This is a genomic window from Helicobacter pylori, from assembly GCF_001653455.1.
Taxonomy (GTDB): Bacteria; Campylobacterota; Campylobacteria; order Campylobacterales; family Helicobacteraceae; genus Helicobacter; species Helicobacter pylori_A.
On sequence record NZ_CP011486.1, the window covers coordinates 642,686 to 655,845 of the forward strand.

Below are 13,160 nucleotides of genomic sequence, written 5' to 3' on the forward strand. Positions count from 1 at the left end.
CCTCCAGTCTTTTTGGGGTAGGAAATATCCATGCAGACTTTAAAGAACAAAGCCTTTCGTGTTAGCGTCCGTTGGGACGCTTTAGTTAGGAAGCCTCTTGCTTTAAAAAGGGGCGGTTTCACATAATACAGAACTTTAACGCCACTACAAGGAATGAAAATGTCAGAAATCAACACCTACAAACTCATTAAAGAAAAACTGCAAGCCATACCCAACCAACGCCTTAAAGGGAGCTTGTTTGAAAAGGTTTGCAAGCGTTTTTTAGAAGAGCATGATAGCGCTAATGAATACGAGTCTATTAAGCTTTGGAGCGATTGGGAATTAAGGGGGAATAATAGCGATTGCGGGATTGATATGGTGATACAAACCACTTCAAAAGAATACATCGCTGTGCAATGCAAATTCCATCAAGACAGCGTCTCACTCAATGAGCTTGCGACTTTTTTCACCCAATTGCAAAGTGGGGTGGGGGAGGTTAGGTTTAAAAAAGGGATCATCATCACCACTTCCGATCTAACCTCTAACGCCCAAAAAGCCATTGAGCAAATCAGAAGCAATGGATTTTTTATTACATTTATGCGATTTTCCACCATAAAGGCTATTTGGAAAAATACAAAAATTCCTTAACCAAAGAAGCGCCGCGCATCGCTTTGAGTAAGGATTTTAAAGCGCTCTCTACTCTTGGCAAGGAATTAGCCGATTTGCATTTGAACTATGAGAGCGGGGAAATGCACACAAGCGTTGAATATAAAACGCTAATGAACGCCGAAATAGAGGGTTATTATGATGTGAGCAAAATGACAAAAAAGGGGGATAGCATCATTTATAACCACAATATCACCATCACTAAAATCCCTAAAAAAGCCTTTGACTATGTACTGAATGGCAAGAGCGCGATTGACTGGGTGATCGAACGCTATCAAATCACTATTGACAACAAAAAGGACAAAGGGAGTTTGATCAAAAACAACCCGAACGATTATGCGGGCGGAAAATATGTTTTTGAACTCCTTTGTAGGATCATCAAACTCTCTGAAAAAAGCGTGGATTTGATTGAAAAGATTAGCGAAAAGGGGTTTGAGTGAATAACCAACAATACAAAGAGTTTATTGAAACATCAATAGAAAATATTAGGAAAGCCCACAATGAAAACTACTTAAGCATATTTGCAGGAGCTGGAATAAGTGCTGAATCAAAATTGCCCAAATGGGGTGATTTGATCAATGAGCTTCAAAAGCGTCTTTATAGTGGTATTAAAGAGGATGAGGATTACCTTGTCCTTGCAGAAAAATTTTACAATCAATTTGGAGAATATTCTTATTATCAAACTTTAAAATCTCTAATCCCTGATAATGCAAAGAAAAATGATTTGCATTTGGGAATTGTCAAATTGAATATTAAAAATCTAATCACAACAAATTGGGACAATCTATTTGAACAAGCAATCAATGAAGAGGGAAGATTTTTTAATATCATAAAGAGTGATAAGGATATTGGAAGTTCAACCGGCTTTGCAAAGTTTATTAAAATGCACGGAAGTTTAGATGAAAACAACATTGTATTTAAAGAGCAAGACTACCTAGAATATAGTAAGCATTTCCCTTTGATTGAAAACTATATTAAAGGAGTTTTTTCAACAGATACAGTGATTTTGCTCGGTTACTCATTGAGTGATCAAAATGTAAAACAAATTATTTCTTGGGTAAATTCTCACTCAAAAAGTGTAAAACCAATCTATTTTATTAAAACAGCCAAAGAATTTGATAGGATTGAATTTGAATTTTACAAAAATAAAAATATCCACATTCTTTACACCCAAGAACTTTTTGAAAAAAAAGGACACTCTGATGAACTGCGAAGTTTTTTAGAAGAGATAAAAGCTAAACCAAAAGATATTTCTAAAAATTACAGCGGAATTATTTTTTCAACTAAACAACTAAGAAAAATGATTTTTAATTTTGATTATAATGCAATAAAAAAAAGAATTAGTGAAATATCACTAAAAAGTTCTAGTGTTCTTAATGAATTAGAAAAAGCGTTTTTACTCTACCATCTTGGACAAGACATTCAAGCTTTTGAGACATTAAAAATAAATTCCAAACAAGCCTTTCGTGAAAGAAACTATGATATTTGGTATATTAGTTTGTATAATATGTACAATATGCCGCTATTTTATGGGTATAGTGATGAAAACAATAAAAAATTAGAAAAATATCATAAAGAAAGAATATCAATAGATCTAAATGAGAGTTTTTATGAATTACCTTTCCAAAAAAGAGAACAGATAAAATACCTTAGAGACATTAACACCACACTCAATATTAACTTGATAGAAGCCTACCAGCTAAAAGAAAAAGTAACAAGAGACTTAGAAATATGGAGTAGTGGCGATAGTTCTTTTAGCTTCAATAACAATCAAAACAAAGCTTATAGAATATTCAAAAAAACCTTGTTAAAATATTTCCGCTTCCTTATTATTAATGGAAATCAAGAGAAGTTTTTTGAACAAATGATTGAAATATTCTTTTCTTTTTTAAGAATATATCAAATCCAAGAAAAAAGAAGAAACAATAATGAAGCAATACTGATTACTTTGAGATCAGGACAAATTTACTGCATCTTGAAATATTACGATAATAAAACTCTAATAAAAAAACTCAATCAATATTTTCAAGAAACAAACATTGTTTTTAAAGTAGAAATGGAGAACTTGATAGGGATTTTTAAAAATATTTCTTCTCAGTTTGTTCAAATAGATATATTTGAAACTGAATTTAGCAGACTTTTTAAGAATTTTTTGGTATTAAGCGCTTGGATAGAGTTAGATCAGAATACATTTGATGCCATTGTTGAAATATGCCAAGAAAAAATAGATGAAGACATTCTACGGAATAGTTACGATTCGATGGGATATTTCATTACAAAACAATGGAATAAATTTAAAATGAAAATTAAAACAGAGATCAAGTTTTCTATTTTGGATCGCATTCTCTTTTCTTTTATTAGAAAACTGACTGAGAACTTTAGAGGGTATTTAATAATCCTAGAAAGTTCACCACGCTGTATGCAAAATTTGCTCTTTATTTTACAACAATACAATATTGAGTATAATACTGAGCTAGATCTCATACAGCAAGCCCTAATCAATACGCTCATTAAAAAAATAATGGAACTTCCTAATGACACACAGATATGGATTTCCAATCTTTTAATTTGTGATTTATTTCCTATTACAAAAAATAACGACGATGTCAATCAAAATGTAAAAAAATTTCTGCTCAATATTTGGGAGAAGAATCAAAATAGAAAGACCATACAAGAAGATGAAGCCTATTTACTTCTAACATGCAACATGCACAGAATAGGCATTTTAAATAGCGAGCAGTTTCAAAAAATATTCTTGGAACTAAAAAATAAATACATGAATAAGGAAACAACGAAAAAGTTCAATAATGAACAACCTATTCATGAGCAACTACTTAAACAAGCAATACAAGAAGATGCACATAATAGAATACTCGCTTTGCTTAAAAGTTGTGAGAATAGTTTTAAAAAAGAATAAATTATTTCCTAATACTCATTATTTAAAACATTGGAATTTATCAAACTTTATTAAGAAACCCCCAAAAACAGAAAAATTGCAGAGCAAAATCCGCTAAAACCCCTTAGAAAATTTAAAATTCTAAGTTTTAGGGGTATTTTTCTTAAGAATTTAGGTTTTTTATAGATTATTATGTTATTATTATACGAAATGTAGACTTTTAGAAGGAAAAATGTTGTATGAAAAAGTTTGTAGTGTTTAAAACGCTCTGTTTATCGGTAGTGTTAGGTCATAGTCTTTTGGCAGCAGAAGGCGGTGCAGATGTGCAGAAGCAATTGGAAAAGCCAAAAGAGTATAAAGTAGTGAAGGGCGAGAAAAACGCTTGGTATCTGGGGATTAGCTATCAAGTCGGTCAGGCTTCCCAAACCGTTAAAAACCCCCCAAAAAGCAGTGAGTTTAACTACCCTAAATTCCCTGTGGGTAAAACCGATTATTTAGCCGTTATGCAAGGCTTGGGGCTTACTGTGGGTTATAAGCAGTTTTTTGGAGAAAAGCGTTGGTTTGGTGCACGCTATTATGGCTTTATGGATTATGGTCATGCCGTGTTTGGAGCGAATGCTTTGACTTCAGATAATGGCGGAGTGTGCGAGCTTCACGAACCGTGTGCGACCAAAGTAGGGACTATGGGCAATCTGTCTGACATGTTCACTTATGGTGTGGGTATTGACACTTTGTATAATGTCATCAATAAAGAAGATGCGAGTTTTGGGTTCTTTTTTGGAGCTCAAATTGCGGGTAACTCTTGGGGGAATACGACAGGGGCCTTTTTGGAAACCAAAAGCCCTTATAAGCACACCTCCTATAGCCTTGATCCGGCGATTTTCCAGTTCCTTTTTAATTTAGGGATTCGCACTCATATTGGTCGGCATCAAGAATTTGACTTTGGCGTGAAAATTCCTACCATTAATGTTTATTATTTTAATCATGGGAATTTGAGCTTTACCTACCGCCGTCAATACAGCCTTTATGTAGGGTATCGTTACAATTTCTAAGATTGGTTTTTTCTCTAATTGAATTTTCAATTAGAGTTTTCTTGTATAAGCCACCGCTTTCTTTTGAAACATTTTTAAAAGTTTTTTGAAAATTAGAATTAAAATCTTTTTGATCATGTTATGATAGTCCAAATTTTTAACAAGGATTAAGCATGTTGTATTCCTCTAAAATCCAATCCCTTTCAGAATCCACGACGATCGCTATTAGCATGCTCGCTAAAGAATTAAAATCGCAAGGAAAAGATATTTTAAGTTTTTCAGCGGGCGAGCCTGATTTTGACACCCCACAAGCGATTAAAGATGCGGCCATAAAAGCCCTAAATGACGGCTTTACCAAATACACTCCGGTAGCTGGAATCCCTGAATTACTCAAAGCGATCGCTTTTAAATTAAAAAAAGAAAACAACTTGGATTATGAACCAAGCGAAATTTTAGTGAGTAATGGCGCTAAGCAAAGCTTGTTTAATGCGATTCAAGCCTTAATTGAAGAGGGCGATGAGGTGATTATCCCTGTGCCTTTTTGGGTAACTTACCCTGAGCTTGTGAAATACAGTGGGGGGGTGAGCAAATTCATTCAAACCGATGAAAAAAGCCATTTTAAAATCACCCCTAAACAGCTCAAAGACGCCTTAAGCCCCAAAACGAAAATGCTCATTCTCACCACTCCGTCAAACCCTACCGGTATGCTTTATAGTAGGGCGGAATTAGAGGCCTTAAGCGAAGTTTTAAAAGAGACTCAAATTTGGGTGCTTAGCGATGAAATTTATGAAAAACTTATTTATAAAGGCGAGTTTGTTTCTTGTGCGGCGGTGAATGAAGAGATGAAAAAGCGCACCATTACCATTAATGGTTTGAGCAAGTCAGTGGCGATGACAGGCTGGCGGATAGGCTATGCGGCGAGCAAGGATAAAAAATTAGTCAAATTGATGAATAACTTGCAAAGCCAATGCACTTCCAATATCAATTCCATCACGCAAATGGCTTCCATTGTGGCGCTTGAAGGGTTAGTGGATAAAGAAATTGAAACGATGCGTCAGGCTTTTGAAAAGCGTTGCAATTTAGCCCACGCAAAAATCAATACGATTGAAGGGTTGAATGCTTTAAAACCTGATGGGGCGTTTTATCTTTTTATCCATATCGGTAGCCTTTGTGGGGGGGATTCAATGCAGTTTTGCCATGAGTTATTGGAAAAAGAAGGCGTGGCGTTAGTGCCTGGAAAGGCTTTTGGTTTAGAAGGTTATGTCCGCTTGTCTTTTGCTTGCTCAGAAGAACAGATTGAAAAGGGGATCGAACGCATCGCTCGCTTTGTCAAATCAAAGGGATAAAAATTTGTATTAAAAAGGGGGGGATTTAATGCGGCATAGTGGTATAATATGGTTTGATTTAAAAGTTTGAAAAGTGCAGTTTTCATAACTAAAATAAATTAAGGAATGACTAAAATTGTTTTTACCATTTGGGAATGGTTTTGGTTTTGGTGTTAGAATTAGTTTCTTAGGCTATTTTCTTTTTAGCAAATAAAGTAAAGGGAGTGTGCTAAATGTTGTTAAATTATGATTTTTTAGAATTTGAAAATGATAAAAAAGTTAGAGTGATAGACGATAAGTTGCATGTAAATATTTTAGATTTTTTTGGCATTGGCGACAAAGACGATAAGATTTTTCTTGGCGATGAAATCTCTAATATTAAGGACAACCCTACTGAGGCTTATGTTGCTGAAATTTATGCAATTGAGGGCGCTAAGCTTAATAGAGTGTATGAGAAGATTAGGAGCGGACTACCTTTTGGGATTATCTCAGCGTTTAGACCTTTTAAAGGAGCTTTTACATTGGTTATATTCAAGTGATTGGTTATTGGAAAGAAAAGGTAGAAAACGATCTTTTGCCTAACAAAGAAATAAGTTTTTTTGTATTTCAAAACGAGCCAAGCAAGACATTCAATTTAAGGAATTATTTGTTGCTATTGGCAAGATTGTTTAATCAAGAGGTGATCTGCTATTGTGAAAACGCTATTCATAATAAAGAAAACGCTTATAGGGTGGAATTGGTGAGTGCCTTATCTAGTGATTTTAATAAGGTGTGGACTAAATTCCCAGACATTATATTCTCAGTGCCTAGTCAATTACCGCAATCTCTCACACACTTAAAAAATAAGATAGCTACATTCTTTTCAAAACAGCCTAGTGGCAATTGCGGTATGAGTTTTAAAGAAATTGATAAGGTTCAAATAAAAGTAACATGCATGCCTAAGATTGTTACTGGGACATTTGAAGATGACATAAAATTATCTATTAAGCGTAACCAGTGGCGTGGTTATCCTAAAGTTTTTGATATTGAAAAAATAGAGAGCATAGAAAGAGAAGTTATTGAAGAAAGAGAAAAACATAAAATAGGTTCAGCACAGAACCTTAAAATCAATAAAATTGCTGATGATTTAAAACAAGGTGAGGTAGTTAGTCATAAACTTATTGCGAACGTGCTTATAACGCAAAAAGCACCCAGCGATACGCCGCATGATGACGATTTAGATCAGTTTAAAACCCCTAAATGAAACACCCCCTAGAAGAATTAAATGACCCAATAGAGAATCTTTTACTATGGATTGGGCGCTTTTTGCGTTACAAATGCACAAGCTTGTCTAATTCCCAAGTGAAAGACCAAAATAAGGTTTTTGAATGCTTGAATGAATTGAATCAAGCGTGCAATTTAGAGCGTTTAGAAAAAGTTTGCAAAAAAGCTCGCAGTGCTGGATTGCTGGGTATCAACACTTATGCACTGCCCCTACTCAAATTTTACGAATACGCTCAAAAGCTTTCTTTAAAATCGCTCAAAAATATAGACAAAGTCATGTTGGCTGAATTTTTGAGTATTTATACCGGAGGTTTGAGTTTAGCCACTAAGAAAAATTATAGGATTGCCCTACTAGGACTTTTTAGTTATATAGACAAGCAAAATCAAGATGAAAATGAAAAATCTTATATCTACAATATCACGCTTAAAAATATCAGCGGAGCGAATCAAAGCGCAGGCAACAAGCTCCCTACCCACTTAAATAGCGAAGAATTAGAAAAATTTTTAGAAAGCATTGATACCATAGAAATGTCCGCTAAAGTGCGCGCGAGAAACCGCCTACTCATTAAAATCATTGTTTTTACAGGCATGCGTTCTAATGAAGCCTTACAGCTTAAAATAAAGGATTTTACTTTAGAAAATGGCTGTTATACCATTTTGATTAAAGGTAAGGGCGATAAATACAGAGCGGTGATGCTCAAAGCTTTCCACATTGAAAGCCTTTTAAAGGAATGGCTCATAGAGAGGGAATTGTATCCTGTTAAAAATGATTTATTGTTTTGCAATCAAAAAGGCATGGCTTTAACGCAAGCGTATTTGTATAGGCAAGTGGAGCGAATCATCAATTTTGCAGGACTCAGGCGAGAGAAAAATGGGGCGCACATGTTAAGGCATTCTTTTGCAACCTTGCTCTATCAAAAACGCCATGACTTGATTTTAGTTCAAGAAGCTCTAGGGCATGCGAGCTTGAACACGAGCAGGATTTACACGCATTTTGACAAACAGCGTTTAGAAGAAGTGGCGAGTATTTGGGAAGAAAGTTAAAAAACACCCCCTACTCCCTTAAAAAATGATTTTTACCATAAAACAACTACAACCTCATTTTTAAAAAATTAAAAAGTTTTTAGCGTGTTGGTTTAAATTTTTACGCTCAAATTCTAACAGCCACTTTTTGACTTCTATGCCCCCATTATACCCCCCTAAAGCACCATTTTTACGCACCACTCTATGACAAGGCACGATCAAAGAAATAGGGTTATTGTGATTAGCGTTGCCAATAGCTCTATAAGATTTAGGGTTATTAATGAGTTTTGCGATTTCATCGTAACTTTTTGTTTTGCCATAAGGGATAGTTAATAGCACAGACCAAACTTGTTTTTGAAAAGGAGTGCCTATCAAATCTAAAGGAACATCAAATTCAAAAAGTTGTCCCAAGAAATAACGCTCCAAGGCTTGAACGCTGAGTTTTAATGGGGTATTCATAGAGATAGAAAAATTGGTCCTATCAAAATCCAATCTCAATAAATGGCTCTCATTAGCGCACAAATGCAAATACTTTAAAGGGAAACTCTTAGGGGTCTTAAAATAGCAGTGGTATAGATTCATCAATTAAAAAAAGAGTTTGTATAAAACAATCAATAGCGACAAACCATACACCCCTAAAATCAAAGCTTTATGCATTTTTTCATTCAAAAGCCCCATGATCCATTTAATCCCAATACTCACGCCCATAATAGAGCCTAAACCCACAATGGCCCCTGCTAATAACACTTCTTTATTGATGATGTGGTGATACATTAAAGAAAAAGCTCCCGAAATAGAAGAAAACAAAATAAAAAACAACCCCAATGCCACGCATTTTTTAGAGTCATACCCTAAAAAATAATGCATCAAAGGCACCATGAGCATCCCCCCACCAATGCCTAAAGTGATGGCAAAAAACCCTGTGAGCGCGCCAATTAAAAATAATTTTAAACCTTGCAAATGCTGGTGTTTGGTGTCTGCTACGGCATCTTTTTTTTTGGGTTTTAAGATAAATTGGATCATAGAGTACACGACTAAAAGAGCGAAAATAACCATCAAAATTTTACTGGAAACAATTTTTAAAATCAGTCCGCTAAAACTCGCTCCCACTAGCCCCCCTGCCCCTATCAACAAGCCTAAAGAAAAATCAAGCGACTTTTTTTTGAAATTCAACACAGAGCCCACGAACGATGAAAGCGCCATTTGCAAAATAGAAATGCCAATGGATTCTTCAAAAGAATGCCCGGTTGCGAGCATGATAGGGACAATGATCATTCCTCCGCCAATGCCAAAGATCCCTGATAGAATGCCCGTAAATAGCCCTATTGTTATGTATAACCCATAAATATCCATAAAAAACCTTTAAAGAAGTAAAACCCCCTCTAAAAGAAAATTAAAATAGCCCCATTCTAATCCAATACCAATAACTAAACCCCCCTAAAAAACGCTTTTAAAGTGGTACTTTTATTGGTCTGTTTTGTTCTTGCAACACAAAACATGCGAATCTTCATTGGGTTCGCTAAGAGAGAGGTTTCTTAATTCATAAGCCAATTTGATAGACGCCGTAGCTTCATCTAAACCAAACCCCTCTTGAGCTAAAATCTGTTTGTAGCTTTCTATATACAAATTATCAAAGCTCTGCGTGAGATTGACTTCTTCGCCCTCTAGGATCATTTTATGATAGACCTTTTCTTTAGCCACTCCCATGTGTTCTGGGTTGATGGAAAAAAACCATCTTATTTTAGCATGCTCTAAAAAGAGTATCCCACACACGCAATCAGGCTCTTCCCTATTGATGATTTTGTCTTTAACGCCTCCAAACAAATACAATAAAGTATCAAAAATATTCACTCCCATTTGAGTGGCTAGCCCCCCACTTTTATTCACATCCGCTCGCCATGAAGAAAAATACCACTTCCCTTGAACGCTGATATAAGTGAGCGTGATGTCAAAAACCTTGCTCGGGTTTTTTTCCAATTCGCTTTGAATTTTTTCTTTTAAAGCCAGCGTGTCGCAATGCAAGCGCAAAGGTAAAAGACTAAACACCCTTTTTTGGTATTTCACCTCTAAATCTTTCAATTCCTGTATTTCGCTAGGATCTAAAACTAAAGGTTTTTCACAAATCACATGCATGCCGTATTTTAACCCGAAACGGATATAATCAAAATGCGTGTGCGTGGGCGTGCAAACACTCAAATAGTTGATTTCTTTACCCATAGCCTTAGATTGCTCTAAATGCTTTTCAAAATCTTCAATATTCGTAAAAAACTCTGATTGCGGGAAATACTCATCTAAAACCCCCACACTATCATGAATATTAAAAGAGCAATCCAAAAAATGCCCTGTATCTCTAATAGCCTGTAAGTGTTTGGGAGCGATAAACCCCCCTGAACCAATCATAGCAAAAAGCATTCATCTTCCTTAAATCATTTTAAATCTCATTTTAGCAAAGATTAGCTTATTTAAGCTTATATTATTGGCAATTAAAACACTCCACCGAGCGATCCAACACGCTTTTTTCATCAATGCTAGGGCTTTCGCTGCGCAAATAATAAGTGGATTTTAACCCTAATTTCCAAGCGAGCGTGTAGATTTCATGCAAGGTTTTACCGCTGGCGTTTTCTATGCGTAAAAACACATTAATACTTTGGCCTTGATCGATCCATTTTTGGCGCACGGCTGCGGCTTTAATCAAATCTTTAGCGTCAATATCATAGGCTGATGTGTAAAAATTCCAAGTTTCTACGCTTAAATTAGGCACAACCACAGGAATTAGCCCGCTCAAATTTTCTTCAAACCACTTTTTCTTATAAATGGGTTCAATCGTTTGGGTTGTGCCCACTAAAATAGAAATAGAGCTAGTAGGAGCGATCGCCATTAAATAGCCATTACGCATGCCAAAAGTTTTGACTTTCTCTCTCAAACCCTGCCAATCGCAAGCGTAGTTAAAAAGCCCTTTTTCAGTGAGTTTTAAGGCTTCATTATTGGCTTTGTCAATAGGGAAAATCCCCTTACTCCATTCTGAATTTTCAAAATCCTTATAAACCCCTTTTTCTTTCGCTAAATTCGCGCTCGTGTCAATCGCATGGTAGCTGATTTGCTCCATTAAAGCGTCAATTTTTTCTAAATGCTCTTTAGACCCCCAAGCGATTTTGTGTTCTGCGAGCATTTGCGCTTCACCCATAACCCCCAACCCTATGGCTCTATTTTGCAAATTGGTGGCTTTGACTTTGCGGTTAGGGTAGAAATTCAAATCAATCACATTGTCTAAAAGCCTGACCATGATCGGCACGACTCTTTTAATGTCTTCTTCAGTGTTGATCTTGCTTAAATTGATGCTCGCTAAATTACACACCGCCGTTTGCCCATCTTTGGCGATTTTAGTAGCGATATAAATTTGTTTGCCTTTAAGAATATCCGTACTGGTGAGCTTGTTGGCGCATTTAGTGATGTTATTATCTGTGGTTACCAACTGCTTTTCTTCAAAAAAATCCATCGTGCCATCGGTGTATTCTATTTGCATGTAGTAATGATTAGGCGCAGTATTTTGAAAGATCTCCGTGCATAAATTAGACGATCGAATAATTCCTGCATGAGCGTTTGGATTGCACCGATTAGCATTATCTTTAAAAGCCAAGAAAGGCAAACCGGCTTCAAAATAATTCATCAAGATTTTTTTCCATAAATCTTTAGCGTTAATGTATTCTTTAATGATTTTAGGATCTTTTTCATACTCTAAATAGCGTTTTTCAAATTCTTGCCCATAAAGTTCAGAGAGATCCTTACACTCATAAGGATCAAATAAAGTCCACATCGCGTCTTCTAAAACCCTTTTCATGAACAAATCGCACACCCAAAGAGCCGGGAATAAATCATGCGCTCTTCGCCTTTCATCGCCGCTATTTTTCCTTAAATCAATGAACTCCATCACATCAATGTGCCAGATTTCCAAATACACCGCAATCGCGCCCTTTCGTGTGCCTAATTGATCAACTGCAATCGCCACATCATTAGCGATTTTTAAAAAGGGGATCGTGCCAGCGCTCGCATTTTTATGCCCATCAATATAGCTCCCGATAGATCGCACTAAAGAAAAATCCCAGCCAATCCCCCCACCGTATTTGGATAATAACGCCATTTCCTTATAGCTGTCAAAAATCCCTTCAATATTATCCGGCGTGCTGCCAATATAGCATGAGCTCAGCTGGTGCTTGGTGGTGCGAGCGTTCGCTAAAGTGGGGGTCGCGCACATCGCTTCAAATTTGCTTAAAACTTCATAAAATTCCAAAGCGATTTTGTTAGGTTCTTGTTCGTTTTGCGCTAAAAACATTGCAATGCTCATGAACATGTGTTGAGGCAATTCAATAGGGTAATTGTTAGCGTCTTTCAACAAATAGCGATCATACAAGGTTTTAATCCCCAAATAATTGAATTGAAAATCCCTTTCAGGCTTGATCTGGCTGTTTAAAAACTCTAGATCAAATTTTTCCTTAAAGCCCTTAAGGATACGACCCTTTTCTTCAGCGTTTTCAAAATACTCTTTTAAATGCCTATAACCTGTAAAACCGCTCACTTTATGGTATAAATCATACAAAAAAAGCCTTGAGGCGACAAAGCTCCAATTAGGCGTGTCAATATCTATCTTATCCACAGCGGTTTTAATCAAAGTTTGTTGGATTTCTTCAGTAGTGATCTTGTCTCTAAATTGCAACCTTGCATCCACTTCTAGCTCACTTTGGCTCACGCCCTCTAAATTGTCCGTAGCGTCCTTAGTGTATTTTTGGATTTTTGTAATGTCCAAAGGCTCAATGCGCCCGTTTCGTTTAACCACCGTAATCAAAATTTTTCCTTAAATTTGAATTAAATCGTTTGTTTTTTAAATTTGGAATTGTATCAATAAAAGCTTAAGAAAAAGAAAAGTTCAAGTTGGCTCTGTCCTATTAATGAGAATGAGTTTTAAAGTTTTTTAATTTTTTT

Annotated in this window: 9 protein-coding genes and 2 pseudogenes; 7 read left to right on the forward strand and 4 right to left on the reverse strand. The window is 35.9% G+C overall.

Annotated features, from left to right (window positions below; genetic code table 11):
• Window positions 1–159: 159 nt before the first annotated feature.
• The 7 genes and pseudogenes from AA977_RS03035 (at window position 160) to xerH (ending at window position 8,204) form a co-directional block, all read left to right on the forward strand.
• On the forward strand, window positions 160–627 hold the full coding sequence (locus tag AA977_RS03035; RefSeq protein WP_172796002.1) for a restriction endonuclease: 468 nt from the start codon (window positions 160–162) through the stop codon (window positions 625–627).
• A pseudogene (locus AA977_RS03040) lies at window positions 561–1,085 on the forward strand (type ISP restriction/modification enzyme); the annotation flags it as partial. The gene AA977_RS03035 and the pseudogene AA977_RS03040, both read left to right, overlap by 67 nt.
• The gene (locus tag AA977_RS03045) at window positions 1,082–3,562 is read left to right on the forward strand and encodes an SIR2 family protein (RefSeq protein ID WP_064434540.1); all 2,481 of its coding nucleotides are present in this window, start codon (window positions 1,082–1,084) and stop codon (window positions 3,560–3,562) included. The pseudogene AA977_RS03040 and the gene AA977_RS03045, both read left to right, overlap by 4 nt.
• A gap of 218 nt (window positions 3,563–3,780) precedes the next feature.
• Complete coding sequence (locus AA977_RS03050; protein ID WP_064434541.1) at window positions 3,781–4,593, forward strand: outer membrane protein; 813 nt, start codon at window positions 3,781–3,783, stop codon at window positions 4,591–4,593.
• Between the two features lie 152 nt (window positions 4,594–4,745).
• On the forward strand, window positions 4,746–5,918 hold the full coding sequence (locus AA977_RS03055; protein WP_064434542.1) for a pyridoxal phosphate-dependent aminotransferase: 1,173 nt from the start codon (window positions 4,746–4,748) through the stop codon (window positions 5,916–5,918).
• A gap of 212 nt (window positions 5,919–6,130) precedes the next feature.
• Window positions 6,131–7,140 (forward strand): annotated as a pseudogene (locus AA977_RS08205) (hypothetical protein).
• Window positions 7,137–8,204: a tyrosine recombinase XerH gene (gene xerH / locus AA977_RS03065; protein ID WP_064434543.1), complete on the forward strand. Its 1,068-nt coding sequence runs from the start codon at window positions 7,137–7,139 to the stop codon at window positions 8,202–8,204. Before AA977_RS08205 ends, xerH begins: the two are co-directional and overlap by 4 nt.
• A 60-nt stretch (window positions 8,205–8,264) precedes the next feature.
• Here xerH and AA977_RS03070 read toward each other — a convergent pair whose 3' ends face one another.
• From AA977_RS03070 to AA977_RS03085, 4 genes are all read right to left on the reverse strand, one after another.
• Window positions 8,265–8,765: a methylated-DNA--[protein]-cysteine S-methyltransferase gene (locus tag AA977_RS03070; RefSeq protein WP_064434544.1), complete on the reverse strand. Its 501-nt coding sequence runs from the start codon at window positions 8,763–8,765 to the stop codon at window positions 8,265–8,267.
• Between the two features lie 3 nt (window positions 8,766–8,768).
• Window positions 8,769–9,536 (reverse strand): sulfite exporter TauE/SafE family protein, encoded by a 768-nt coding sequence (locus tag AA977_RS03075; RefSeq protein ID WP_064434545.1) that lies wholly within the window; start codon window positions 9,534–9,536, stop codon window positions 8,769–8,771.
• A 111-nt stretch (window positions 9,537–9,647) separates the two neighbouring features.
• Window positions 9,648–10,595 carry a Gfo/Idh/MocA family protein gene (locus AA977_RS03080; protein ID WP_064434546.1) on the reverse strand — a complete coding sequence of 316 codons (948 nt, stop codon included), beginning with the start codon at window positions 10,593–10,595 and terminating at the stop codon, window positions 9,648–9,650.
• Between the two features lie 61 nt (window positions 10,596–10,656).
• Entirely contained in the window at window positions 10,657–13,023 is a 2,367-nt protein-coding gene (locus AA977_RS03085) for a ribonucleoside-diphosphate reductase subunit alpha (RefSeq protein ID WP_064434547.1), read from the reverse strand.
• Window positions 13,024–13,160 lie beyond the last annotated feature (137 nt).

Coding starts and splice junctions, on each gene's coding strand:
- AA977_RS03055 (WP_064434542.1), top strand. CDS start 4,746: ATGTTGTATTCCTCTAAAATCCAATCCCTTTCAGAATCCACGACGATC.
- AA977_RS03035 (WP_172796002.1), top strand. CDS start 160: ATGTCAGAAATCAACACCTACAAACTCATTAAAGAAAAACTGCAAGCC.
- AA977_RS03075 (WP_064434545.1), bottom strand. CDS start 9,536: ATGGATATTTATGGGTTATACATAACAATAGGGCTATTTACGGGCATT.
- AA977_RS03050 (WP_064434541.1), top strand. CDS start 3,781: ATGAAAAAGTTTGTAGTGTTTAAAACGCTCTGTTTATCGGTAGTGTTA.
- AA977_RS03080 (WP_064434546.1), bottom strand. CDS start 10,595: ATGCTTTTTGCTATGATTGGTTCAGGGGGGTTTATCGCTCCCAAACAC.
- xerH (WP_064434543.1), top strand. CDS start 7,137: ATGAAACACCCCCTAGAAGAATTAAATGACCCAATAGAGAATCTTTTA.
- AA977_RS03070 (WP_064434544.1), bottom strand. CDS start 8,765: ATGAATCTATACCACTGCTATTTTAAGACCCCTAAGAGTTTCCCTTTA.